At 53.5% G+C, this 25,848-nt stretch carries 17 protein-coding genes; 7 read left to right on the top strand and 10 right to left on the bottom strand.

Features of this window, described 5'->3' with window-relative positions:
• The first annotated feature begins 4 nt into the window (after window positions 1–4).
• Entirely contained in the window at window positions 5–1,534 is a 1,530-nt protein-coding gene (locus tag SH248x_RS20175; RefSeq protein ID WP_459556128.1) for a prenyltransferase/squalene oxidase repeat-containing protein, read from the top strand.
• Window positions 1,535–1,586: 52 nt separating this feature from the next.
• Here the strand turns inward: SH248x_RS20175 and SH248x_RS20170 are convergent, their stop codons facing one another.
• Together SH248x_RS20170 and SH248x_RS20165 are read right to left on the bottom strand one after the other, a co-directional pair.
• On the bottom strand, window positions 1,587–2,015 hold the full coding sequence (locus tag SH248x_RS20170) for a hypothetical protein (RefSeq protein ID WP_459556127.1): 429 nt from the start codon (window positions 2,013–2,015) through the stop codon (window positions 1,587–1,589).
• A gap of 76 nt (window positions 2,016–2,091) precedes the next feature.
• Window positions 2,092–2,418, bottom strand: a complete 327-nt coding sequence (locus SH248x_RS20165) for a winged helix-turn-helix transcriptional regulator (protein ID WP_459556126.1) — start codon at window positions 2,416–2,418, stop codon at window positions 2,092–2,094.
• A gap of 117 nt (window positions 2,419–2,535) precedes the next feature.
• On the opposite strand from SH248x_RS20165, the gene SH248x_RS20160 reads away from it, so the two are divergent.
• A complete protein-coding gene (locus SH248x_RS20160) occupies window positions 2,536–3,321 on the top strand; it encodes an SDR family oxidoreductase (protein ID WP_459556125.1) in 786 nt (261 codons plus the stop codon).
• Between the two features lie 34 nt (window positions 3,322–3,355).
• Complete coding sequence (locus SH248x_RS20155; protein ID WP_459556124.1) at window positions 3,356–3,793, top strand: NIPSNAP family protein; 438 nt, start codon at window positions 3,356–3,358, stop codon at window positions 3,791–3,793.
• A 90-nt stretch (window positions 3,794–3,883) separates the two neighbouring features.
• Here the strand turns inward: SH248x_RS20155 and SH248x_RS20150 are convergent, their stop codons facing one another.
• The 3 genes from SH248x_RS20150 to SH248x_RS20140 all read right to left on the bottom strand — a co-directional run bounded on the left by SH248x_RS20150 (window position 3,884) and on the right by SH248x_RS20140 (window position 5,371).
• A complete protein-coding gene (locus SH248x_RS20150; protein ID WP_459556123.1) occupies window positions 3,884–4,327 on the bottom strand; it encodes a hypothetical protein in 444 nt (147 codons plus the stop codon).
• Between the two features lie 31 nt (window positions 4,328–4,358).
• Entirely contained in the window at window positions 4,359–4,784 is a 426-nt protein-coding gene (locus SH248x_RS20145) for a hypothetical protein (RefSeq protein ID WP_459556122.1), read from the bottom strand.
• Window positions 4,785–4,858: 74 nt separating this feature from the next.
• Entirely contained in the window at window positions 4,859–5,371 is a 513-nt protein-coding gene (locus SH248x_RS20140) for a hypothetical protein (RefSeq protein WP_459556121.1), read from the bottom strand.
• Between the two features lie 530 nt (window positions 5,372–5,901).
• Here SH248x_RS20140 and SH248x_RS20135 point away from each other — a divergent pair.
• Window positions 5,902–6,606, top strand: a complete 705-nt coding sequence (locus SH248x_RS20135; RefSeq protein WP_459556120.1) for a HisA/HisF-related TIM barrel protein — start codon at window positions 5,902–5,904, stop codon at window positions 6,604–6,606.
• Window positions 6,607–6,632: 26 nt separating this feature from the next.
• Here the strand turns inward: SH248x_RS20135 and SH248x_RS20130 are convergent, their stop codons facing one another.
• From SH248x_RS20130 to SH248x_RS20120, 3 genes are all read right to left on the bottom strand, one after another.
• Entirely contained in the window at window positions 6,633–10,520 is a 3,888-nt protein-coding gene (locus SH248x_RS20130) for a protein kinase domain-containing protein (protein ID WP_459556119.1), read from the bottom strand.
• Between the two features lie 223 nt (window positions 10,521–10,743).
• Window positions 10,744–11,550 (bottom strand): inositol monophosphatase family protein, encoded by an 807-nt coding sequence (locus SH248x_RS20125; protein ID WP_459556118.1) that lies wholly within the window; start codon window positions 11,548–11,550, stop codon window positions 10,744–10,746.
• Between the two features lie 41 nt (window positions 11,551–11,591).
• Window positions 11,592–13,076, bottom strand: coding sequence for an endo-1,4-beta-xylanase (locus SH248x_RS20120; protein ID WP_459556117.1), 1,485 nt, complete (start codon window positions 13,074–13,076; stop codon window positions 11,592–11,594).
• Window positions 13,077–13,345: 269 nt separating this feature from the next.
• Between SH248x_RS20120 and SH248x_RS20115 the strand changes: the two genes are divergently transcribed.
• The 3 genes from SH248x_RS20115 (at window position 13,346) to SH248x_RS20105 (ending at window position 20,295) form a co-directional block, all read left to right on the top strand.
• The gene (locus SH248x_RS20115) at window positions 13,346–14,242 is read left to right on the top strand and encodes a phosphoribosylaminoimidazolesuccinocarboxamide synthase (protein WP_459556116.1); all 897 of its coding nucleotides are present in this window, start codon (window positions 13,346–13,348) and stop codon (window positions 14,240–14,242) included.
• 559 nt (window positions 14,243–14,801) lie between these two features.
• Window positions 14,802–18,758 (top strand): beta strand repeat-containing protein, encoded by a 3,957-nt coding sequence (locus SH248x_RS20110; protein ID WP_459556115.1) that lies wholly within the window; start codon window positions 14,802–14,804, stop codon window positions 18,756–18,758.
• Between the two features lie 157 nt (window positions 18,759–18,915).
• Complete coding sequence (locus SH248x_RS20105) at window positions 18,916–20,295, top strand: BBP7 family outer membrane beta-barrel protein (protein WP_459556114.1); 1,380 nt, start codon at window positions 18,916–18,918, stop codon at window positions 20,293–20,295.
• 281 nt (window positions 20,296–20,576) lie between these two features.
• Here SH248x_RS20105 and SH248x_RS20100 read toward each other — a convergent pair whose 3' ends face one another.
• Together SH248x_RS20100 and SH248x_RS20095 are read right to left on the bottom strand one after the other, a co-directional pair.
• Window positions 20,577–21,815 carry a hypothetical protein gene (locus SH248x_RS20100; RefSeq protein ID WP_459556113.1) on the bottom strand — a complete coding sequence of 413 codons (1,239 nt, stop codon included), beginning with the start codon at window positions 21,813–21,815 and terminating at the stop codon, window positions 20,577–20,579.
• Window positions 21,816–22,412: 597 nt separating this feature from the next.
• Window positions 22,413–25,655: an RNA polymerase sigma factor gene (locus SH248x_RS20095; protein WP_459556112.1), complete on the bottom strand. Its 3,243-nt coding sequence runs from the start codon at window positions 25,653–25,655 to the stop codon at window positions 22,413–22,415.
• Between the last annotated feature and the right edge of the window lie 193 nt (window positions 25,656–25,848).

Here is a 25,848-nt window from a genome sequence, read left to right as displayed (position 1 = left end):
CGGTATGCCATCGCAACCGGCTCCCAAACCACGGGGTCCCCGCCGAGGCGTCCTGCAGAAAAGCCTCGAGCAACTCCAGCGTAACTGGCGAGCCGAATTGCATCGCTCGATCCCAGGGATGCTGTTGAGTCTGATCGTCCACACCTGCATCTTTCTGGTGATGGGATTGATCGTCTATCAAGTCCAAACCGACTCAATGCCGCCGGTGACGGATATGCTCTGGGGTGAAGACATCGGCGATGGGACCGATTTTGAGCTGGGCAACTTCGAGATGACTTCCGGAGTCGAGGTCAATATCGATGACAACCTCCCCAGTCTCCCCAGCAGCGAGCAGATGCTCGACCTGACGATGCCCAGTCTCGATCTCACGGCTCCGCTCAAGACAACGACAGCGATTCCGCAGAAGGCGACGTTTGGAAATGTCTTCTCGGGACGTTCTTCCGGGCAACAAGGAGAGCGCATTCGACAAAGCGGTGGCAATCCCAACGCAACGCGCACAATCCGGATGTCGCTGGAATGGATTGCGCGTCAGCAGCAAAAAGACGGCCATTGGCAGTTCCACGAAGGTTATCCCCAGGCCAGCCCGGGGAGTAAATGCGATGCAGCCGCAACAGGACTCGCCTTGCTGACGTTTCTCGGCGCAGGCAGCACTCCCAAAGATGGCGACTACCGTCGCGAAGTTTTTCAGGGCATCAAGTGGCTGCTCGAACACCAAAAACGCAACGGCAACCTCGATCAGGGGGACGGCCCCAGCATTTCCGTCATCTACTCTCACGCCATCGCGACGATTGCGCTCTGTGAATGCTATGCGATGACCGGTGATCCCGAGATGAAGACCGCCTGCGAGAATGCGATCCGCTATCTCGACGAAGCCCAGCTTCGCGGCGAAGGGGGCTGGCGTTATGGAATCCTCTCGCCGGGGTCGGGGGGAGATTTGAGCGTCACGGGGTGGGCGCTCATGGCGCTGCAGACGGCTCGTGTCGCAGGCATAGAAGTTGAGCCTCGCATCTTCCGCAAATCGACGGGCTTTCTGAACCGTCTCGAATCGTCAGATCCCTGGCTGTACTCTTACACGCCCGGCCGATCACCGACACTTTCCATGACGGCAGAAGGACTCGTTTGCAGACAGTGGATGGGCATGGAGCCCAACAGCAAGATCATGAGAAACGGGATCAGCTATCTGACTCGCCCACAGAACCTCCCTCAATGGAAAGAGGGGCGTCGCAATGTCTACGCCTGGTATTACCTCGCCCACGCCCTGCATAACAACGGCGGTGAGACCTGGAAGGAATGGTACGGCTACACGCAGAAGATCCTGATGGAGCAGCAACTATTGATTCCGTCCGAAGAGACGCCGGGCGATATCGTTGGCAGTTGGCATCCCCACACGCCGCAAGGCGACGGCCACGATTACGGCGACCGCTGGGGACGTCTTTATGTCACCTGCTTATGCACGCTCATCCTTGAGACACCCTTCCGTCACTTGCCTCTCTACGAAGTCGCAGACTTGGAAAACACGATCAAGAAACGCTAAGCGTCTTCGTTACTCCTTCGTTCCATACCACCGCTCCGCAATCCGATCCATCTCAACCCCTCTCATGACACTGCACAAAAATCGCAGCCACGATCGGGCGCAGATCACCATAAATTTCCGGCGTCAGCTCATACGTCTCATAATGATCCAGAGCATGTTCAGCAAAGCGAACAAGATCAGGAAACGCTTCACGGATCTCGTCAGCTCCCCATTCCAGTCGGCTCTGGATCGTCAGTGTCATCGCGTGGATCATGCCACCATAACAACGTGATCGAACAACATAATCCACCGCAGGCGTGATATAAAAACAGAACGCTACAGGCCCCATGAACATCAGGTCTTCAGTCCAGTAATACCCATTCTCACCAAACTCATCAAAGATCTGCTGCCGCGTCTTCCCCAGAAAATTCCTGACGGCACATTGCCCATCCAGGTTCTCCGGAATGGGATTGATCTCATCTTCAGTCGGCAATCGATCCATAACCCCCCAGGCAATCACTTGATCCAAAATTTAATACCACCAATGTAACAAGATTCCCCCCGAACTCTCTTCCCGTTCACTTCCCCTCCCCATACCACCGCTCCGCGATCCGATCCATCTCGACCATCAGCGGATCAAGCTCCAGCACCTTCTCCGCCAACGTATAAGTCACCTGCGGCGGAACCGTCGGCTCATAGTGACGGTGAACCCAGCCTTCTGCTTCGAGCATTCTCAGACGCTCAGTCAACGTCTTCGTCGAGATCGAGCCTAGACGCCGCCGCAAAACCCCAAACCGCATCGGCCCTTCCTGATGAAGTCGATGGATCAGAAGCATCGTCCACGGGCTGGAAAGGACTTTCAGAAGTTTTGTCAGTGGTTCGTGATTGTTGTCCTGAGCTGACATTTCCCTATTACTTCCCATTTGTAAATCTACTGACTTTTAAGAAGCTACTTTACAAAGAAAATCGTCTGTGTAAAGTTCGTCTTCCTGAAATCAGTTTCACTCACCATGGATTACATCATGCAGACAACATCATTCGACGAAGGACTCGCCGGCAAGCGGATCCTCGTCACCGGCGGGACAAATGGTATTGGCGAAGCTATCGTAAACCGCCTTGTGGATGCGGGCGGCCTCGTCGTGACATCAGCACGCACCAAACGCGACAGCCGGGCACGACTCGTCATCGCCGCCGACAGTTCCACCGCCAGCGGCGTCGAACAGATCGCCATCCAGACACGCCGCGAACTCGGCGGCCTCGATATCCTCATCAACTCCGTCGGGGGTTCCTCCGCACCCGCTGGCGGGGCGCTGACACTCACCGACGAAATCTGGATGGACGAGCTCAATTTGAATCTTCTCTCAGCCGTGCGGATCGATCGCGCGATGCTCCCCGGCATGCTCGAACAAGGCAGCGGAGTCATCGTGCATGTCTCTTCCATCCAACGCACGCTGCCACTACACGAAGCAACCATCGCCTACGCCGCCGCCAAAGCAGCCCTGACCAATTACAGCAAAGGACTCTCCAAAGACGTCAGTCCCCGAGGCGTCCGTGTCGTCAGCGTCGCTCCCGGTTTCACTCAAACCCAATCGGCAGTCCGACTCATCGAACGACTCGCTCAGGAGAGCGGAACCGACTTCGAAACCTCCCGCCAATCATTGATGGCCGCCCTCGGCGGAATTCCTCTGGGTCGTCCGAATGAACCCGAGGAAGTTGCAGAACTCGTCGCCTTCCTCGTCTCGAACCGCGCCTCCTCCATGACCGGCTGTGAACTCGTCATCGATGGCGGCAATGTCCCTTGTGTCTGAATTTGTTCTCTCAACCTGCTATTAAGGAATCACCATGAAAACCTTCAACCGCGTCATCCTCGCCTCTCTTCTCGTCGTCGCTTCCTTCACAACCGCAGCCTCGTTCTCCCAGGAAACCGCTGCCACACCAACCCCCTCGACGACCGCCTTCGAGCTCCGCATCTACACCGCAGCAGAAGGCAAACTCGATGCGCTCAACGCCCGCTTTCGCAATCACACACTGAAGATCTTCGAAAAACATGGCATCAAAAACATCGGCTACTGGACCGGCACCGAGGGCGAAGACAAAAACAAGATCTTCTACATCATCGCCTACCCCGACCTCGCCAGCCGTGAGAAGATGCTGATCAACGGCATCGCCAAAGATCCAGAGTTCCTCAAAATCGTCGCCGAGTCAGAAAAGGACGGCAAACTGACGACCAAAGTCGAATCCATCATGCTGAAGTCGACGGACTATTCGCCAATTCAGTAACAATTCCGAAAGGCGAGCGGGGGGTGTAAACCCCCTGTCTTCTGCCGATTGGAACCGTCTATTGCTGCAGATCGAAGACTCACCGGCGCCCTACATTTGAGAATTGTGTGATCCGCCGCTGAATAAGATCACGTCGTGCAGAATGGGGCGGAAGTCGCCGCGGATGACGGGATCGATTTCAAAAGCGTCGTAGTGTTCCAGGACGTAACGTGAGTAACGGATGATATCTGGCAGTGCGGCAGCAATTTCGTCATCCCATTCGAGGCGGTGCTGAAGTGTTAATGTCATCGCATGAATGAGTCCTGCGTAGCCACGTGATCTGGTGGTTAGAACGAAATCGACGGCCGGCGTCAAATAAAAGCAGAACGCAATCGACCCCATAAACATGAGATCTTCGGTGTAGTAAAAGCCCTCTTTATCGAACTCATCGAAAATCTGCTGTCGCGCTTTGCCCAAGAAGTTCCTGAGCGCGACTTGTCCGTCCAGATCTTCAGGGACGGGATTAATCTCTTGCTCGGTCGGTAGTTGGTCCATGGATTGATTCTGAATCAGTGATTCAGTTTGATTACGAGCATTGATCAAGGAAGTTCTGCAGGGTTGGTCGCAAGTCGCTGTAGATATCCGGGGTGAGGTCAAATTCGTCGTAATGTTCCAGCGCATGCTTTGCGAAACGAATGATTTCGGGAAATGCGTTCTGGATTTCGTCTCGGCCGTATTCCAAACGAAATTTAATGGTGCCGGTCAAGCCGTTGACGATATCCGAATCGCCGAGTGACTTTTCACTCAACACAAAATTCACTGCTGCGGGCAAATAATAACAGAATGCGTCAGGCCCCATAAACATGAGATCTTCAGTGTGATAAAGATAACCTTCCGCAATCTCGTCACAGATCTGTTGACGTGTTTTGCCTAAGAAGTGCTTAACAGCCTTTTGCCCGTCAAGATCTTCGGGAATCGGATTGATTTCTTCCTCAGTGGGTAATCGTTCCATGCCGTGATTCTACCAACAAAAAAGCGGGACGAGTCAAATCGTCCCGCTTTTCGCTTTTCATTTCAGTCAATCGCTTAATCCCACAGCGAGTCAATATCCAACCCGGCGATGACTTTACCGTTGCTCCGCATCTGCATCGCGGCTGCGGTTTCCATCGGGGCTTGTTCCAGGATCGTCAGGACGAGTTGCTGATCGGCGACCAGTCCCGAAATCATCAGGCCCGCTGGAGCAGAGCGAAGTGATTCTTCGTCGGCAGAGGCGTCTGGAATAGCCGTCCAGGTCATGCGATCGACCGAGGTAAAATACTTCATCAGCATCCGGACGTCGAACTCGAAGTTCAGTGGCTTCTGCAGACCATCGCTGACGCCGCCGATCATTTCGACTCGTCCCAGGTACATCTGCAGATCCCAGTGGTCGTTGTTCCATTGGCAGTTGAAGCCCACGCGACCGGAGATGGAGATTGGTTCGAAGAGGTTGGCCAGTTCGTCGATCATTTCAGTCAGCCAGCCAGGTTTACGATCACGAGGGCGTGAGCGGTCGGCTTCGACTTGACGGATCAGGTGTTGGACGGCCAGGTGAGAATGCATACAAATTCCTCGGGGAAGATCTACTTTGAGTGGGAATCGCATCGGCCTGATCCTGGCGTTTGAAAAATTCGAACCTTGTCACGACAACATCGGTCGGACACTCAGGAAGAATTGCTCATCGTCAGGATGGAATAATAGATGCGATCGTCACGTCCACGATGTGCTGCTGGGGAGGGGCAAAGTCCATTGCCGTCAGGTTGCTATTTACTATCGGGAAAAGTCTCTCCCACGTGCGAGGATTTCCACCCCGCGCTCATGGGTCACACTTTTTCCCGAAGGTCGTGCAGAAGATGCCGACGTTACCGTCATCCTCAATTTTGCCTGACGAAATCTGCCCGATGAGCCTCATGTTCTCACCCACGCGTCTTGCTGCGTTGTTCATGTACTCTGAGATGAGCATTCGCAAAAGGTCAAGAATGGAACTGCGAATCCGGGCGAAACATCGAGGCTCGCCATGCTAAACTCAAACTGTCTTTCGTGATCGACATCACTTCCAACAAAACATTCACTTCACCCCAGATTGACTGAAGATGCAGATCATTCCTGTGATTGACATCAAAGCAGGATCGGTCGTCCATGCGATCGCCGGACAGAGAGAACGGTATCGACCGATCGAATCCCAGCTATTCGAGGGGAGTGACCCGCGAGACTTTGCAGACGGGTTTCTCCGACTGGGATACTCACGACTTTACGTGGCTGATCTTGATGGAATCGTGAATGGCCAGCCGAACGTAGCAATTCTTCATGATCTGAAAACGATGCCGATCAACCTGCTGGTGGACGTCGGAATTCGATCGACTTCCCATCTTCATCAGGTTTTGAATCAAGTCCCCCCTTGGCCAGACACATGGACCATGATCGTCGCCAGTGAGACGCTGGAACAACTGAGCGACCTCAATGAAATCGTCAAAATCGGCATTCCGATCTGCTTCAGCATCGACCTTCATTATGGCGAATTGAAGCTGGCTGATGACTGCTCTGACATCTCAAATCTCATTGAGCAGGTGATCGAGGCAGACATCAAAGAAGTGATCATTCTGGACACGGCCGCCGTTGGAACGAAAACAGGGACAGTGACCATTGATCTGTGCAAGCAGATCAAGCAGCGCTTTGCGAATCTATCAATCCTGACGGGCGGCGGGATTCGCGGGGTGTCTGATCTCCAGTTGCTGGAGAACTCGGGAATCGATGCCGCCCTGATCGCGACTGCTCTTCACAACAAAGCGATCCCGTAACGAAGAATAACCCGCACGTCTCACTTTTAGAAACCGGGTCGAACGAGCTTACCACCAGGGAGTCTCTGAGGTTCGCGTAAACTACCTTGATTGGGAGACGATGGTGCGGCCTTGAACAGTTCATCGAGCAGTTTGACATCGACGCCGATAGGACCGCCGGTCGTACTCCACTTCATCGCCTGGCAGGTCGGGCTCAAGGCAAGATCAGCAATATCGTAATCCTTCGGCTCTGGCATCGCCTGTGACATGAGAACGCCATCGGCTCCAAAGAGTGTCCCTGCGTCATGTCCTGGTTTCCATAAAGTGGACCACTCAGTTGGGACGGTACCGCCTGACTGCGTCACCTGGCTGGTGATCTCAGCGCGAGTCGACGTGATTCCATTATTGAACCACCAGAAGGAATAGGCTTTCGCTCCACTTCCAAGGTTCAGGAGAGGCCCTGACGGGACCTCAGGTTTGATATCCAGACGCGGCGCAAAAACACAATCCTGAATGATCAACGGAACAGCGACGGACGAAGCAGCAGCCTCGCCTGTGATCGAGATCGCCGCTTGTCCGCTGCTGATCGTCGTGTTAGACAGTTCGACCCTCGCTTTCGACGATTGAGAACCTGCCGAGGCTTTCGCAGACAGCAAAATTGCATTCGACAGTGAAGCGACTCCTGAATTGTGAATCTTCAAGCGAGGCTGCAGATAATCGGATTCATAGACAGTCTTGGGCGAAAACAAGGTCGAGTTCGTGATGAACGTCGCAGCCGATGTCAGTTCAGGCATCGACTTGCCAATCGGCGTCTGGGGACGTGAGACTTGTCGAATCAAACCAGCATGCAGGCTGTCTGAAATTGGAGGCCCTACCAACTGGCACCGATCCAGTAGAATGTGTCCACGATCACTGGTCACAGCCCAGATGGGCGTATTCAAAGACTTGGATGCAGGGAGAACGATCGTGGCAGCTTGCAGGTCGAGCAAGCCGTTTCGCATCGTCAAGAGAGATTCAAACGGCAGCTTGTCGTCCGCACGTTGCGCAATGGTCGACTTCAGTTCCAAAGGCCTGAGAATGATATCTCCGGGCTTGCCGAAATCGATACGAAGCAACTTGTCTTCCAGCAGTGTTGCAGGGAGTTCAATCTCACCAGCTCCTCTGACTTCAATAATCGCCCGCTGCGGCAAACGGTCATTGTTGAGGACGTCCTGAAGTTTCTGTCTGGGAATCTCGACGCGGAACGTCTCAGCACCCTCAAACAATCGATCCACGTCCTCCCGCTGAAGCGTACTCTGTAAAACCAGTTGCTTCTCGAGGGGCAGTCGACTGAGACAACGATAATCTTCCGCCTTTAGCGAAGGCTGACTGGTCGTGACACTCAAAGAGGCTACAAGCGCCAGATCGAACGCCTCGGTTGTTCGAGAAGCAACGTCGCGAAAGACCGTCGAAGCAACTGGAGAGGGAGACGCAGTCAGGTCCAGCCAGCGAGCTTTCCATTGACTTTCCAGATCGCTGATCGAGGCGGCGGTTTGACGCTGACCTTTCTGGTCCTGACCGCTGAACATCTGATCGAATCCTGCAAATTGCAACTTCGAGAGCTCCAGTTGCAGGGATTGCTCAATGCTTCCTGTTCCTGCTGCAGGGTCGATATTGGTGAGTTGATCCCCAACAATCCAGGCACGCTGTTCAGAAGGAACCGCGCCGGTTGACGGCCATTCAATGAATCGGGTCTGATCTGCGGTGACCTTCGTGATCGGACTGGCTGTTGTGCGATTCGCGCTGTCAAACCGCAGAAACGATGCCCCACCGGCAAAGAGAGATTCTTTGACCGTCAATGAGCGTTGAACGTCCGCCCCGGCTGCGTCTGTAGCCTGTTCCTTAGGATCGGTGATCCGCGTGATCGGCGAACGTCCCATGAATGCCAGACAGCGAGTCAGTTCCACATCGCCATTATTGGTATTCAGATTGATCGCCGTAAGATCTTCACCCCGGAACACATTCTGAAACCCTCTCAGAGACGGATTCACAACGCCACCGAGAAGTCGAATTGCATTGACGCTTTTGCCTGTCTGAGAAGTCCCTTCCTGCGAGAATCCGGAATTCACAACATCGAGCTTCGTGCCATCAGACATGCGAATGAAGTCCGTAGGACGTTCATGTCCAGCTTCTCCGAGAATCGTGACGAACTCGATCCCATCAATCAAATGCTTCCCACCGCTAAAAGTGAAAAGCGTCGTCGCTTCCTTGGAATTCCCGTTTTCCGGTGAGTAAAGGACCACCGGCTTCATCCCGCGCGCAGCTCGCAGGACCAGTCTTGGCGATTTGATCACGTAGGACTTCGTCAAGACATACGGACCATCGTCAGTGAGTTCCAGAACGCCGTCTGCAGATTCGATCGATGCCAATTGAGCCGCGAATTCCGTATCGACCGGTTCAAAGTTTTTCTTGGCAGAGACTCGCTTGGCGGGAAGACGATCAGCATCGTACCAGTCGGCTGCAATCGTAGCGCGTGCAGGGTGGTTCTCTGTCTGTCCGGCCCCCATTCCGGCACGCATGACCATCGTGCCTTCCTGTAGATTGACCGCCGGCGAAGTGTTATTGGAATTTTGCAACGTTCCTGTCGCAGGGTCACCAGGGCGACGCACGACGGTACTCTCGACCAGTGACTTACCTTCTTTATTGAGTAGCTCGTTATTGGCCTCTTCTTCTGCGGTCTTCTGCAGATTCGCCTGACCTGATCCAGACAACGCGCTTCCGAAACCCGACAGACCCCACCACATCAGAACAATTACGCCCACGCTGATCCCTGCCACAATCACGACAGGGACAAAACTCAAAACGGCTTCCAGAAAGCCATTCGGCTCATTATCAACTTTCGCCAGGCGCTTTTCTTTGGGAGGCAATGTTGCTTTGGCTGGCTTCTTCGCCTTCTCTTCCACGACTTCACGAGCCAGGGCATCAAGTCCCTCTTCAGCGATGTCGGAGCGGAAAATATTTTCATTCGCCAGATCTTCCAGAAGTTCATCGGGCGACTGGTAACGCTCATCCGGACGTTTGGCCATCATGCGGGAAATCATCGCGATCACGCCCATCGGGACGCTTTCATTGATTTTCCTCAGATCAGGCAATGCGGCGACGGCATGGGCCTGCAGCTTATTCGTGACAGAGCCTTCATTGAACGGCGGATGTCCCGCCAGCATGTGAAACCAGGCACAGCCGAGCGAATAAATATCACTTCGAGTATCAGCCGCTTTACTGCTGCGGGCCTGCTCGGGAGCCATGTAATCGATCGTTCCGACGGTCGACCCTGCACGCGTGATCGACGTCTCGGTCGCCTCGTCGATGGCACGGGCAAGCCCCATATCCGCCAGCTTGACGACGCCTTCTCGCGTGATCATGAAGTTCGAGGGTTTAATATCGCGGTGCACGATATTGCGCTCATTGGCATGCTGAAGGGCCATCGCGATCTGTCGAACGATATCAATCGAACGCTTAACTCCGACGGTCCCTTTGCGCTTAATCAGATCGGAGACATCAATCCCGTCGATGTACTCCATGCTGATATAGTTCAGCCCCTCAATTTCGCCAGAATCGTACACACCAACGATATTTTCGTGGTCGAGCATCGCTGATGCTTTTGCTTCGGCACGAAAGCGTTTGACCAGCGTCGGGTTCTCTGCCTTTTCAGCGGGGAGGATCTTCAGCGCAACGGTTCGGTCAAGAGTCGAATCTTTGGCGAGGTAAACGGCTCCCATCCCGCCCGAACCGATTTTTTTGACAATCGAATACCTGCCCAGCTTCCTGCCCGTCAGATCATCGGAAGAACTGCTTCCCGATTTGCTGCCACTTTTCGGGGGTTTACTGCTCGATGCTTTACCAGGAGTGGCGTCACGTCGTGAGGACGATCGCTTTTTTTCCATCTCTGAACTCATGGAAACTCCTTAGGCCTGGCGCCATCAATAGCGAAGCCGGAACCGAATATCGAAAGATAGGAAAGTGGCGACCTTAACCTGAATGACTGCAAAAACAGCAAAATCAGAATGGTTGCTTGCCGAAATGTGATACGAAATGTCTCCTGTTAGGTTACCCGTCAACAGTTGGTTATACAACTGGGCAGATTCCCTCCAGGCGATGATTTTCGACGGATGGACTCGGTCAAATGGTCAAAAACGGATCTCGGATACAATTGAGCATAGCTTCATGAAGATGCCCGTTCGATGCCAGAATGCTCGAATTGGCCAGCGGTAAAGGCGAGCCGTCGGATGTGGTGATTTTTCCACCAGCTTCTTCCAGAATCAGTCGACCTGCCGCGAAGTCCCATGTCGACAACTTGTACTCGAAGTAGGCTCCGAACATCCCGCAGGCCACCTGACACAGATCCAGTGATGCCGTCCCCATGCGTCGGATACCATGAATATTGTGCCCGAACAACGTCCGGATGGCATCCAGAGTCGCGACCATCATCTGCCCACGGTCATAATAAAACCCGACACCGATCAAGACTTCATCAAGACGCGATTGTTCGCCCACGCGGATTGATTTGCCGTTATGTGTCGAGCCCCGACCAAGCGTCGCTTCGTAGGTATCATTGTGAATCGGATTGATCACGATGCCGTACTTGGCCTGTCCGCGGTGGTAATAGCCCACGGAGATCGCAAAATGTGGGATCTGATGAGCGAAGTTGTTTGTTCCATCAAGGGGATCGATGATCCAAAGATGCTCAGCAGACAAATCGGCATCATGCCCTTCCTCGCCCAGAATCTCATGCGTCGGGAACTGCTCGCGAATGATCCTGGCGATGGCGTGCTCTGATTCCACATCCGCGTCCGAGACGAGGTTGTAGCTTTCCTTTGCCCGCATTTTCACGCCATGCTCAAAGTAATGCCGCACGATGCCCGCACCAGCATGAGCAGCCAGCCGCCCGGTCGTCTGAATATCGTCCAGGAATGAGGTCTCGTCCATGATTCCTACAGCAGTGAGAAATATAGATCAGGAAATGAAGATCAGGAAATGACGTTTCGATTCACGAAATGCGCCAGTGATGGTCGCGTCGTACCATCCGGACGAATGAAACCCGCATTGGGATAATAATGCTGCTGACCATCTGCAATATGAGACCAGAAGACGCCCACAATCGCCTGTTTGGCCAGAAGCATCGGCAGGACCTGGTCAATCCATTCAGCCTGCGAATCATCACTCCAGGACAGACGCCATTGATCAGGAGTGACCTTCACGCGTGAATTCGCTTTGGCATCGACTTCCCGCGAAGTGGGATACGCCAGCGTAACATAAAGAGGAACCCCGAGCGTACTCCACAGATCGATCAGTCGGGACATATCGAGGAGGTCACGAAAACCCGCTCCGACCATCTGATAGCCCATCGCGATTTCCAGGTTTACTCCCGTCAGCCCGATCCCTGACCTGAGGAGCGCATCGACAAACTGAAACGGCGACAGGCGATGAGTCCCTCGTCCCTGATAAGCTCCCCATGGCTGATCGACACGGATAAATAACTGGTTCTCGTCGTCGATCTGACGGGCGATATCGATCACACGAGCCGCCATCGTCAATCGGCTCTCCTCACTGAATCCGGGAGCACCTCCTGAGTTCGCCCGGGCGATGATCTCCCAATTGCGAATTTTCCCCAGATAACGACTCGTTACCGATTCAACATAGTGACAAATCAGATCCTGCATGTGCGTCGGGTCCTGCTGATAATACAGCAGCCACGATGGCAAACCTTCTGCAGACAAATCGAGCAGAGGCCCGCCATAAGGCATCACGCGGTGTTCCTGACACCATTCCACCAGACGGTCCGCAGTTTCCCACTGCACCTGACCTTCGCTGGGCTCAGTCAGTTTCCAGTTCAATGGAACCCCAACCGAGGAAAACCCGATACTCAGTTCCTCCAGCCAGGGCTCTTGAACGCTGTCACCGGTAATAAAACAGCCCAGAGAGACCATCGACGAATTCGACTTCTGTCGACGGAAAGCCATCCGCTGTGCCACATAGGCCTTCAGCAGGAGTTCGGTTGCCTGAAGAGATTTGCTCAGGGACTGTTCGGCCAGCCTGGTGGCTTCGTTGATGTCATCCTGGTGGCAGGCTGCCTGTCTGAAAAAGCGAAATGCCTCCTGCTCGAGTTTGAGATACTCAGGCGGCACGTTCATGCCCGAGTTTTCCCAGACTGCTCGCTGATCTTTCGTTTCCGATAATTTCCCGCGTGCCAGTTCGACCGTCAGAATATAGGTCGATTGTCGCTCACTCAGCGAAGCCGTGCGAATGATCGGTCGTCCCCAGCCAGGGATCGGCCAGGCGATATTCAGCTTGCAGCTATCAGCAGTCGGCTTATTGAAATCCAGACTGCCCGACTCGTACGAAACGCGTGTCGGGAAAATATGACCATCGATCCCGCTCATATAAGCAGCTTGAATCTCTGGCAATTCTGATTGAATATTGGCGTGCGGTACCAGGAAATGAATCGTTCCCACGTTCAATTCTCCAGTTCCGTCAACACCATCGTTCTCCCTGTCACGATCTACCTGCCATGATCTATTGGGGGGCGGTCTTCGAAGTCTTTAACGTAACGATGCGCTGTCGACCTCGCAATGCGGTCAGAGATTTTACTCTGCCAGACATCGCAAATCCGACATCCTTCATCCCGTTGCATCAACGTGTTAGACTTTCATCTTAACACCACGCCGGTCCACATACCAATCACGCTCGATACGATTCTATCGGTCTACACGAAAGCCTTTCCATGACCTCTCAACCCAGCCTCACCATTCAAGATGGCGCACTCCTGGGCACGAATCTCCCTTATTGGCCTTGTCGTCGTGGCAAAGTCCGCGATGTTTACGACCTCGGCGACCGCCTCCTGCTGATTGCATCCGATCGAATTTCCGCCTACGACTGGGTCATGCCCAACGGAATCCCCTCCAAAGGCAAACTGCTCAATCGCCTCAGTCTCATGTGGTTTGAGTTTCTCGGCGTTGAACATCATCTGCTTTCGACCGATATGTCCACTCTCCCCGAACTCACAACGGCTGAACGCGAGGCCCTGACGGGTCGCAGTGTCATCGTCCGGAAGACAAAAGTCGTCCCGATCGAATGCGTCGTCCGAGGTTACCTCGCTGGCTCTGGCTGGCAGGAATATCAAAAGACTCGCTCAGTTTGCGGCGTGGCGCTCCCTGATGGGCTTCAACAATGCAGCCAGCTTCCAGAACCGATCTTCACCCCCGCCACGAAAGCAGAAGAAGGTCACGACGAAAACATCTCGTTTGAAGTCATGTGCCAGCACATCGATCCAGCTCTTGCACAAACACTCAAACAACTCAGCATCGACATCTATCAAAAGGCGTCCCGTTACGCTCAATCACGTGGCATCATCATTGCGGATACAAAATTCGAGTTCGGACTGGCAGGCGATAAGATCATCCTCATCGACGAAGTCCTGACCCCAGACAGTTCACGATTCTGGCCGAAAGACGATTATCAGCCAGGACGCGATCAGGCCTCATTCGATAAGCAGTTCCTTCGTAACTGGCTATCAACATCAGGCTGGGACAAAAACAGTCCACCCCCACAGCTTCCTGAAGAAATCGTCAAGAAGACGCTGGAGAAATACGAGCAAGCCGAAAAACTACTCGTCGGCTGATCGATCGCCTCTCTGAAATTTCTCTCTTCAATAACGGCTCATCCCAGAAAGTTTTCTCTGGCGTGAGCCGTGTCTGTTAACAATGCACGCAACTTGAGCAACAAGCCTGCTTTGATGCTTGTTTTTCCGTCTTAAACGAAACTGCGCCCTGACAGTCCACTTTGCAGTCTTTGCAATTCCGGGGGCGGAATTTTGGAATTCTTCAACTCACTATTTCACCTGGCTAAAGTTTGATTTATGTTCCGCGCCGGTCTACCAATCTCGGCAGACCAAGGTGCGTCGTGAATCTGTTTCTACGATCCCCGACGCAAAGGGCCAAGTCACACCTCATATCTCACTTCACCTGTCATGAAATTGTCGCGACGTTTCGCGTCGTCTCATGATTCCGAACTCCTCTCCCTTTCCCTCTCCCCATTGCCTCTGGTTTTCATCTCACCTCGAATCCACCTTCGACCCGGACCGTAGGGACTCCCCTTCGGCGCGAGGTCTGCGTGGAGATTCCTCCCGCCAGGATGAATGCCAACCAACCGAGAGCTATATGACTGAGAGTCCCTCCAGCATGACCACTGCACCAGTAACAAATCGACTCGACGATGCCTCAACGTCGGCCCACCTTCAGACAAAGCAATCGTCTGGAAAACGCTGGCATCGCGCCGCCATCACCCGCTCGGTGCTTTTCACCAGCGTTCTCTTCTCCTGGCTGACATGTGCCCCGATGGCCCATGCACAGGAAGATGAGTCATACAACATCGGCGGCATGGATCAAGACATCTATACTCTGACCGAACCTGCCGAAGAACTCGCCGAAGGCGGCTTCGGTGCCTGGTTCCAGGGCGGATATACCGCGGGTCAGTCGATTGACCTCGAAGAAGGCAATCTCAACTTCGAAGCCTCTCCTTATATGTTCGTCGAAGAAGGCATGTTCTTCGGCTCCGCTCGCTTCTTCCGCACGAACACAGCTGACTGGGGCGGATCGGGAGGTCTCGGCTATCGCCACTACTTCCAGGGCATCGACAGAATGCTCGGAGCAAGTATCTGGTACGACCGTGACGGTTCCCGCGGTTCGGTCTTTGAACAGGTCGGTGCCTCATTCGAAACCCTGGGCAACAATTTCGACTTCCGTACCAACTTGTATTACCCGGTCGGGACCAAGGAACGTCAGCTCGATCTCTTTATCGAATCTGGCAGTTTCCAGTTCCAGGATTATAACCTGCTTTACGATCAGACGCGCGTCATCGGCGAAGCTCTCAAAGGGCTCGATATGGAAATCGGTCTGCCGATCAAGCAGGAAGTGGCCGAACGCCACAATATCCGCGCTTACGCAGGCTGGTACTACTTCCTGTCAGACAATACCGATGACGTCATCGGCTGGAAGACACGTCTCGAAGCCAACCCCATCCCCTCCGTCACCATGGACGTGCAGCTCCAGGACGACGAAGTCTTCGGAACCAGTGTCAACTTCTCCGTCGCCTGGACCTTCGATCCACACAACACCTACCGCAGCAACTGGCACCGCAGCACCTGGGATCGTATGACAACACCCGTCAAACGTAACCGTGGGGTCGTCGTCTCCAACCAGAACATCACTGAAGAAGATATTGTCGCCATCAACCCAGTCACAGGTCTTCCTTACATCATCCGACACGTCGACAGTGCAGCTGGCGGCGGCGGAGACGGGACATTCGAGAATCCATTCGACCAGATCACCGATGCCACGACTCAAGGCGGCAACACTCTCGATTACGACATCGTCTACGTCCACGCAGACAGCATCTTCAACGGAGCCGATGCAGGGATCGTGACCGATATTGGCAAGCGAATGCTCGGCGAAGGTGATGGGATCACCCACTTCATCAATATCGCTGGTTTCGGCAACCGTGCCCTGCCTCGCGCAACAACAGGGATTGATCGACCACAGCTGATCAATGCTCCCGCTGACGGACTCGAACTCGCTTCTGGCTCTGAATTCTCGGGCTTCATTATCGATAGCCCGGCTGGAAACGGCGTTGTCATCGACAACACGAACGGCGGAACGATGCGGTTCGTCGACATCAACAACGCTGGCGGCAACGGGATCATCATGACCAACCCCACCGGCAACTACATCTTTGAATCCGTCAACATCGCGGACTCCGTCGGCAATGCCTTCGAAGTCAACGGCGGGAATGCCAACGTCACCTACTCTGGAAGTACCATCTCGAATACCGGCGGCGGTCGCGCTGTCGAAATCGACGGAACAACCGGGGGCTTCATCAACATGACCGGCACGACCATCGAAGATGATAACGGCCAGGGTATCTTGATCACCAACACGGCTGGCTCGGTTACGATCGACACCGCAACCATCACTGACAGCACCACGACCGGCGTTGATATCAACAACACCAGCGGTCGAGTCTCCTTCATTGGGATCACCACCATCGACAACGCAGCAGGCGTTGCCATGAACATCTCTGACATCGCAGCGACATCTGTCATCTCGATGAACAGAACAACGATCAATAACCGGAACGACACCGGGATCAATCTCGAACGAATCGCCGGAGACGTCAGCTTTGTCGGTGCAACCGACATTGGCCCAACGGTCCCTGGAACCTTCCTTGATGAGACCTTCTTCGCGATCGACTTCCAGGAATCAACGGGAAATGTCGCGTTTAACTCGATCGATATCACCGGCGGAACCAGCGGCGTCTTCGCAGCCTCGGGAATTCGAATCGGTGAAGTTGGTACAGATAACTCCGGGACGTTCTCAGTACTCGGTGCCGTCAATATGGACGCGCTGTTCGGACCATCCATCCTGATTCAGGATGACGACTCCATCGTCCGATTCAGCGGACCGGTGGATATCGAATACACCATCTTCGACGATGCAATTCGCATTCAAGACAACCGTGGCTCCGTCTTCTTCGGCGGTAACCTCACAATGGAAGGCTCACTCGCCAACGCCATCCTGATGCAGGACAACACAGGCGGCATCTCGTTCAACCAAGTCGACATCACCAGCGACCTGAAACTGGACGGGGTCGTCATCTCTGATAACAACTCCGGAGCCGTCTCCTTCCAGACGCTCAATATCGAGAACGTCGGCGACTCGCTGATCGTTGTTGACACGGATTCCTTCGCCATTCTGTCAGGTGGTATTATTGACAACGACGCCGGGGTCGCAGTGCAGGTCGACAACTCAGACATCAATATCAACCTCACACAGGTTATCGGCACAGGAGATGACACAAACCTCATTGATGCAGGTATCATCATTACGGACTCAACGGGTAGCTTCGACATCGATGGCTCGAACGGTCAAAGTTCTCTGACTGATTACTCGGATGCAGCGATCTTCCTCTCGGAGTTCAATAACCTCAACGACTCGATTGATGCCGACGACGATGAACTTCTTTCCTTCACGGTTACAGACATGCTGCTCGAAGCAAACAGCATCGGACTGTTAGCCCGCAACATTGATGAGATTGTTCTCGATACCTTCCAGATCGAAGAGTCGATCAATGAAGGTGTCCTCGCCATCAACACGCGAGTCTTTGCCCTCGGGAATTCAAGCACGGAAAGCAACGGCGGACTCTTAGACAACGTCATCGACCTGCGTTACAACACCGTGCGAACGGATGACCAGGAATACGAGGTCTACATCCTTGCCAACAACTTGAACAACAACGGCTTTAACGAAGACCTCAACACAATCATCAACATCCAGGCCTCGACCAACATCGTTACCGATACTGTGTCAATCGGCCCATCAGGTGATGGCATCAATTCTGACACCGATGACAACGAGGAAATGGACATCTATGTCCAGATCGACCAGGGCAACATCTTTACTCTGTCGAACGATGCCAACATCGACGACCTGGCTGCCATCAACATCGAATGGAACGGTCGTATGGAAGCCGTCATCGGCTCCGGATCAACCGCCGCTCTTCGGAACATCTTCAACCTCGGAGCCATCGGCATGGATGGCGATTTGATCGGACTCAACATCGTCAACAATACCTCTGAAACCGATGAAGACACCGATATCCTGATCCAGAACAACCAGTTCCAGATCAACGCCGACGAAGGAAATACGACGGTCATGAACTTCGAGATCGATAGCGAACTCGATGTCCTGATCAACAACAACGTCTCCACAACGCTGACTCAATCCGCCAACATCTCCAGCTTCGGACTCGTCTTCGATGTCGGAGCCGACTCGGATATCGCCATCACCAACAACACTCTGGCATTCGGAACAGATGCAGGGACTGCCATCCTCTTCGATCGAATCCAGGGACCAAGCCGAGTCAACATCAGCAGCAACATCTTCACGCTGCAGGATCTCAACCTCGGTGGTCCATTGGAACAGGGCGTGATTTTCAACAGTGTCTTCGGAACCGTGACACTCCAGAGTACTGCAGGCAACACGTTCAACATCCAGGGCTTCCAGGGAACCGAAACGATCTTCCAGGCACCGCTGGGATCAACCAACGGTTCTATCACGATCAATGGTGTTAACTACCCATAATTTTTCCCTTGTCTCGAATTTCACTTCTCATCACCACGTCTCCGCATCGATCGACGCTCCTCCTCTTTATGCTGATCTATCAGGACCTATCACCTCACCTCGGTCCTGATAGATACGCGATCAATGCAGACGTTCTCGACGATCAAGGTTCGACCTCATGACAATTCCATCTCGCAGACGGGCAGGAATACTCAGCTGGCGAAAAGCAGCAGTAGTCACTGCCATGCTCATGTCGTCACAGGCTCCTGCCTGGTCCCAGGATGGCCCGGGCCCGGCCGGTCTCGGCATGCCCGCCTACCCATCAGCCCCGATGATGGGGTCACCGGGCGCACCCGGACAACCCTACTGCCCTCCATCCGGCGGAGGCTATGCGGGCTTCGAACCCTATGCAAGCCAGACCGGGTACATGCCTCCTCATAACTATGAGCGCATTCCCGAAGATCCCTTCCACGATCCAGGCTACAACGACCCGGCACACGACTTCCTCAAGGATGTCGCAAGAAACAGCTGGTTCCGACTGGAATACATCCAATGGTCATTAAGAAATCCCGGACCAAGACTCCTCGGAGCCGACGTCTCAGGTGTCACGGACCCTGAAGATCCCTTCCTGGCAACAGAGCGCTCATCCGGCGATATTTACGTCGGTAAAGTCGGCTCGCTCGCAGAGATCGACCTCGACAACGTCCCGGGGATCCGCGGAACACTCGGTATCGAGCTGAACGATGGAATTCTGGAATGGGCGACCTGGTATCTCGCCAAAGACACAACCACCCTCGACTTCGGCGAGTTCTATTCGACTCCCGGCGCCGTCGATCCACTTCTCGATGCCGTCGGCGTCGACCGCGCGATTTACATTCCTCTCCTCTTCCAGGGTCAGATTCCTGCTGGCAACGGTTCGGGCATCACCAGTTCCCCCGTCCTTGCCTACGACACCTCGCTCAAAGCACGGTTCGAAACAAGCATGTTCGGTACCGAAGCCAACTACGTCTGGAACTCCAGCCGTCCAAACGCCTTCTGGAACTGGCGACCAACGGTCGGGGTCCGCTACGTCAATCTGACCGAAGAACTCGGCATCACAGGCGTCACTACCGTCCCCGACGTCCACACGACGACCATCGAAAGCAAGTCGATCAATAACCTGTTCGGCCCTCAAGCCGGACTGCGAGCTGAACTGCGACACGAATGGTTTACCGTCTCGGTCACTCCCACACTCGTTCTCGCCGCCAACGGACAAGCCAGCCGCGTCAAGACGAACGACCTGTTCGACTCAACCTCGGGCTTCGTCGATTCCAATGACCGCACATACGAATTCTCTCCCATGTTCAATCTCGCCGTTCAAGGCAAGTTTCACATTCGAGAGCATATGTCCGTCTACGTCGGCTACGACTTCCTCTTCATCCACCGCGTCTCCCGACCCTTCGACAACATCTCTTACAACGACAACGGCACAGGAACAACGCCAGCCGTCGTCCTCGACCAGAGCTTCACCGACTTCATGCTCCAGGGCCTCAGCCTCGGGGGTGAATTCAGATTCTGATTTCCGATGCCAGTAGACGCGGTCGTCTTCCCACCCCCCCTTCGACCAACCCTATCGGCATTCAATAAAAAAGACGCCCCGGTTTTCACCAGGGCGTCTTTTTCTTTGCGCTACGAAGTACTCTGCTGCTTTTTGCTATCAGGTAGCTCGGGTTGTCCCAACCCGAGCGTGCCTCTTCGGTACGATAGAATCACGGAAATGGACGTCCAACGCGCAGTTGATCGTGTTTCTAGCGGCTTCGCCGTCGGGGTTGAGGCAACCCCGACTACCCGTTTACATCATTACTGATTGCAGGTCGAACAAGCAGGAGCAACGCCACACCCACCATCTGGACAGACTTGGACCGGCACCATCTTGCAGACTTCATAAGCAACTTGCTTAGGCACACACTTGGCAACCATGCGGGTGCAGGTCTGGGTTTCCTCGCGTGGAACCATCTTGGCAACTTGATGAGTCACGGTGTAAGGAACTTGCTTGGCGACACAATAAGGAACCGAACGAGTGCGGGTCTCGGTCACCATCTTGCAGGTCTGTATCGGAATCTGCTGGACTTTCTCTTCGCAGACCATTTTACAGACACGAACAGGAATCTGCTGAGTGACGGTCTCGTTCACATAGTTGCAGACACGGTAAGGAATCTTCTGAGTGACTTGCTCCTGGACGACTTTGCAGACAGTCACAGGAATCTTCTGCACGACTCGTTCTGGAACGTACTTGCAGACCTGAATCGGACAAACCTGACGCACCACTTGTGGCTGGTAGCTGGTACAAGCAACTTGCTCGGTCACAACATTCGGACACCACACGCGTTTGCAAACCGTCCGACCGGGACACTGCACCATGCAGACCTTCGGACAACCAGTACAAGGATCGATAGATCGTTGTGGAACAACTGGCCCCGGCAGGTAAACCTGCTGAGTTCCCCAGCGGCCGCAGTCGCGAGTGACAGGACGATAAGTCGTCACAGGTCGCATGACCGTATAGCAGCGTTCCTGATTGATCGTCTCGGTCACTGGTCGCATGACGGTGTAACAGCGTTCCTGCTCGATCGTCTCAGAGACCGTACGCGGCACGCAGTAATTGACTTCGCGGACATGATCTGTCCAGACAGGTCGTTGAACGACATGAGAACATTCCCGCGTCGTCGTTTCCCAGACAGGGCGTTGAACAGTGTAACGCTGCTCCTGGTAAGCGGTTTCGTAAACAGGCTTGCAGACCTGATACGTTTCTTCGCGAGAAGCAGTCTCGTAAACAGTCTTCATACACGTCTGCTCGACGTTCTCACACACGCGGTCATAAACCGTGCGGCAAGTCGTGTACTGCTGTGGTTCGTAGACAGTTTCGTAGACAGTGCGGTAACAAGTTTCTCGCTCAACTTTACAGGTCGTGTAACACGACGACGGAGCGCACGCAGTGGTCGGGCAGCATTGATAGCTGGCACCGCCACAGTATCCAGCCTGGGCCGACGGCGCAGTCAGTCCAGAGGCCAGAAAGGCCAGTGCAAACATCAAACGGGACATAACATTCTCCTCAGTTGTACTTATGTGTCTTCGTGGGTCATCAGGGTTGTGTCAGTGACAACTCAAGGGGGGAGTTTGACGAGAAGCCGATCTGCATCCTGATCGTGCCGTCTGCCGCGCGAGTCCGTCCATTCGCGCCCCGTCGGGCGTTCATTATGAAAACGCGTTTGAGGGCATGCAAATTTTGAACGCTCGAAACTTGAGTCGAATCCCGAAAAATGATCTGACGGGTGTCAAAAAAGCATACATTGTCCGCAAACTCCGCCATCGACCAGATAGTCCAGGCAAGCTGGATTAACCGTGACGTTTACGCAACATCCGCGTAAAGACGATACAACCGTTAAAAGCAGCCGAGCTTGACGCAGAAGCAGGTTGGAACGCGGAGGTCACAGAGGGAAGCTGAGGTCGCGGAGGAAAGCGGGAAGAGTTTTAACGCTAAGGCGCGAAGACGCAAAGTAGAGAAGGATCTGCCTTTAATGAACTTCTTGTCTGCGTACATAGTCCTCTTCTGTGATCTCAGCGTTCCAACTCTCTCGCATCTCTTCGTTGCGGCTTCGCGGCGTTGCGTTGAGTCTGGATTTCTCTCATCGCTTCGATTTAATCATTTACCGATTTCAGGGTTCCGACAATTGTTCCAATTCCTTCCAATGACTTGACGTATTCTTCAACGCTCGATCGATTCTCAGGGATGGGGCGTGCGACATATGCCAGAAGGGGCTGGGTCATTTGAGCATCCTTGGACTGCTCCGCAGATTTCTCGATTTCCGTCGCAATGATGGCAACCTCGTAGTTATGTGCGCGAAGTCGATCGACATCGACTCGACTGAGTTCGAGATGCAAGGAAAAGTTTGCCGGTAATCGGGTGAAGTCCGCGTTGTCATTCAGTTCAAAATCAACCGGATAAAATCGGTTGCCGTGTTCGCGGGCATCAATCACGAAGTTGAGACGATGCTTCCCTCGGGGAAACTGCCCAATCTCATAGGGCTGATACTTCATGGTCAGCTTCTTGCTGATCTCGTGATCAGGATTCTGGGCATCATCGAAAATGATGTAAACAGGTGAACTCAGACTCGTGGAGAGAGTTAAAGCCAATGTCCTGGCATCAGGCCGGGAAGTCTGAGGGACGTCTCGTGTGAGAGTCAAAACCGCATCCTTCGCCGTCGATCCCGAAACGGAAGTTGGGCCGATCGGCTTGATGTCTCTATTGCCAATGGTTCCGACCGGAATGTGAAGTCCGGAGGGGGATGTGAATTCCTCCAGATATCGAATCGAAGCCCGTTCGACGGTCACCCCTGATTTCAACAATGCCAAATCTCGGGAGCGCAGATAGAAATTGACTGTTGGTTCAAATTCCCAGAGAGGAATCCGACGTTGATCGGCTTTTCGTTGACGAGCTTCCTTTTCCTTCTGTGAAAGCTCTTGAGGAAACAATCTGAGGTGACCTTGAAACGGAAATGTTCCGAGAAGGTCAGGACTGGGCAAGAACGACAGGTCATACTCGCCGACGGGCAGATCGATTCGGAGTGGAGAATTCAGAATCGTGCCCGCCTTCTCACCGGAATCAATACGAATCTTCCAAGACTTCGGAAACTCGGCATCACTGGTATCGCCAAATTGAAAGTTAACACGAATACTCTGGTTAAGACCCGCATCCTTCTGATCGCTGACAGGCTCAGAGTTGCTGTCAGCAGTAGTGTTTTCCAACAACAAGTCGTCTTCGATTTCCAGAACACTCAACGGAGATGTTGGCAGATCGCTCGACAGAGCCTTCTCCTGCTCCAACGACTGCACAATATTCACCTTAGACTTATCCAGTCTGTTGGAAGAATCATCCCGTTTTTCCGGCACCAAAGAGCGGAGTCGCTCACGTTCCCCAAGACTCTCTTCCAATCTTTGAAGCTGCTCTTCAACACGCTTCACCTCAGGATGATCCGGCCCGAAGTCTTCTCGCAGCTCAAGCAGTTTCTTTCTCAATTTCTCATTCGGCTTTTCCTTGAACAAAATCGCACTCAGATCCGTGCGGATGTGCTGCGAGACGGCGTCAAAACTCCCAAGTGATTTTTCATAGATCAGATACTTCAACGTCTGACGACGATGATCAAGAATCTGTTGATCACGAGGATCACCTGAGGGTGTATCGCTGAGCTGTTTAGATTGATAATCGACAGTTCTCGTCAGTAGATCAATAAACGAGTCATAGGCTCGATTCCGAATTTGCGTTAACTGATCAGCGGCAACATCGGAATCAACTCGTAACTTCTCTTCAATCGATTTGAGATTGTGTTCCAGTAGGTTGAGAGAAAGAGAAATCGCATCTTCAATCTGTGTTACAAACCGAGGCTGATCCTTCGAGATCTGCAACTGCAATAATACAGAGCGATTCTTGATGTACTCCTCTGCTTGGTCTTCGTATGACTTCAAGAGATCAATTGCCGAATCTCCAGATGCCGTAACTTGAGATACACTATCTTCATTCGAAGAAGATTCAGCCTGAGTTGGAGCCAAAGAAACTTCCTTTAACCCCTCGCGCTCCTTCAAAACTTCCATGTACTCAATTCGAGCATCCAGGCGATTCAGCTTCGCCTGCTCAACATCACTTGGCGTGATCCCGCGGCGATACAGTTCTTCTTGAGACTTCAACTGCTTTTCCGTTATTGCCACATTTAGTTTTGCACGCTCAAGTTTTAGATCGAGATAAAGTTGGAATGAGTATTGATCGGGCAGTTGTTGGATCTCATCTTCCACAGCAGGCTGCATTGAAATACTGTTGCCAGGATTCGATGGGGACAACGAGTTAACAGTCTTCGGCAACTCTTCTTCTGATTGGGTTTTGTTCGTTATATTGCGTTCGACAGGTACGTCATTGGGCGCATGAGTGTTTTGTATGACCGGCGTCGCTGGGGTCATTTTGACGATCGATGTCACGCTTTCTTCCGAAACGACCTGGTCATCGACTGCTGTTTCCACATTCACCGCCGACACCCGCCCCTCCGCCTGCCCCCGATTCCCCAACCCCATCGTCGTCAGCAACAACAACGTCGTCACCGCCAGCGTCCCATAGAAAGTCGTCGAAGACATCACCGGTGCTCCTGTGGGCAGAATCGTGATCGGGTCCAGCGGCAGCGTGAACGACGCGCCTGAGAGTTCGCCGGTCTGGCAAGTCATCAAGGTTTGATCGATCAGCTGTTCGGGAAGAACAATCGCAGCCTCGCTCGAAGGGGCCATCAGGCTGAAGGTCGTAAAAGCCGTCGTGAACGTGACGCCCTGTTTGAGCAGCCGAGCCCGCAGCAGATTTCGGCCTCTCGCCAGTCGTGACTTGATAGTCTGCTCGGTCGTGTTCATCAACTCCACGGCTGTTTGTCGCGAATGCCCTTCCAGGTACACAAGAACCAGCGACTCCCGCAAATGCTCCGGCAGCAGATGGAGTTCCTTGTTCAATGTCAAAATCAATTCCTGATGCTCGAGCACTTCGCGATCCGGATAAGGCGGTGCTTCGACATGATCTGGAATCGGTGCATGGGCCCGTTGACGCGACATCATCAGACACGTCCTCACTGTCACACCATAAATCCACATCGCCAGCGACTCTCGCTGACGAATCTTTTGAGCCTGTTGCGACAACATCAAAAACACCGTCTGAAAAGCATCCGCCCGATCATGCGGCGACGTCAGCAGCTTATGCGTCAGCGAATGCACCAGACGTCCATGACGACGAATAATCGTCTCCAGCGACTTCGCATCCTGACGCTCGACCCACAGCGTTATCAGCTCGCGATCCGTCGCTGGTGGGATCGAAAAAGTGGTTGTCGATGCGTCCAAACTCTCGTCCAAATCAGTCATACGTCACTCCTGAACTAATAGTGACGTAAACCGCCCGCACGGACCACGCCTTTCCTCCCTCCCGTCCGTTTTTCCCACAATTCGCGACACGTCCCCCCTGCGCCCGTCATCGTTTCAGAAACTCTTCGGAAAACTTCTGAAAATTTGTGGTCCGTCCCACCCAAAGTGGTCACCATACTTACAGGAGACCACG

The sequence above is a fragment of the Lacunimicrobium album genome (genome assembly GCF_052161635.1).
Lineage (GTDB): Bacteria > Planctomycetota > Planctomycetia > Planctomycetales > Planctomycetaceae > SXPC01.
The sequence above is the reverse complement of the archived record's forward strand: the minus strand, read 5'-3'. Positions and strand labels throughout refer to the sequence as shown.

What these genes read in the sequence shown, in the direction of transcription:
- SH248x_RS20175 (WP_459556128.1), top strand. Translation starts at nt 5, where the DNA reads ATGCCATCGCAACCGGCTCCCAAACCACGGGGTCCCCGCCGAGGCGTC.
- SH248x_RS20170 (WP_459556127.1), bottom strand. Translation starts at nt 2,015, where the DNA reads ATGGATCGATTGCCGACTGAAGATGAGATCAATCCCATTCCGGAGAAC.
- SH248x_RS20165 (WP_459556126.1), bottom strand. Translation starts at nt 2,418, where the DNA reads ATGTCAGCTCAGGACAACAATCACGAACCACTGACAAAACTTCTGAAA.
- SH248x_RS20160 (WP_459556125.1), top strand. Translation starts at nt 2,536, where the DNA reads ATGCAGACAACATCATTCGACGAAGGACTCGCCGGCAAGCGGATCCTC.
- SH248x_RS20155 (WP_459556124.1), top strand. Translation starts at nt 3,356, where the DNA reads ATGAAAACCTTCAACCGCGTCATCCTCGCCTCTCTTCTCGTCGTCGCT.
- SH248x_RS20150 (WP_459556123.1), bottom strand. Translation starts at nt 4,327, where the DNA reads ATGGACCAACTACCGACCGAGCAAGAGATTAATCCCGTCCCTGAAGAT.
- SH248x_RS20145 (WP_459556122.1), bottom strand. Translation starts at nt 4,784, where the DNA reads ATGGAACGATTACCCACTGAGGAAGAAATCAATCCGATTCCCGAAGAT.
- SH248x_RS20140 (WP_459556121.1), bottom strand. Translation starts at nt 5,371, where the DNA reads ATGCATTCTCACCTGGCCGTCCAACACCTGATCCGTCAAGTCGAAGCC.
- SH248x_RS20135 (WP_459556120.1), top strand. Translation starts at nt 5,902, where the DNA reads ATGCAGATCATTCCTGTGATTGACATCAAAGCAGGATCGGTCGTCCAT.
- SH248x_RS20130 (WP_459556119.1), bottom strand. Translation starts at nt 10,520, where the DNA reads ATGAGTTCAGAGATGGAAAAAAAGCGATCGTCCTCACGACGTGACGCC.
- SH248x_RS20125 (WP_459556118.1), bottom strand. Translation starts at nt 11,550, where the DNA reads ATGGACGAGACCTCATTCCTGGACGATATTCAGACGACCGGGCGGCTG.
- SH248x_RS20115 (WP_459556116.1), top strand. Translation starts at nt 13,346, where the DNA reads ATGACCTCTCAACCCAGCCTCACCATTCAAGATGGCGCACTCCTGGGC.
- SH248x_RS20110 (WP_459556115.1), top strand. Translation starts at nt 14,802, where the DNA reads ATGACCACTGCACCAGTAACAAATCGACTCGACGATGCCTCAACGTCG.
- SH248x_RS20105 (WP_459556114.1), top strand. Translation starts at nt 18,916, where the DNA reads ATGACAATTCCATCTCGCAGACGGGCAGGAATACTCAGCTGGCGAAAA.
- SH248x_RS20100 (WP_459556113.1), bottom strand. Translation starts at nt 21,815, where the DNA reads ATGTCCCGTTTGATGTTTGCACTGGCCTTTCTGGCCTCTGGACTGACT.
- SH248x_RS20095 (WP_459556112.1), bottom strand. Translation starts at nt 25,655, where the DNA reads ATGACTGATTTGGACGAGAGTTTGGACGCATCGACAACCACTTTTTCG.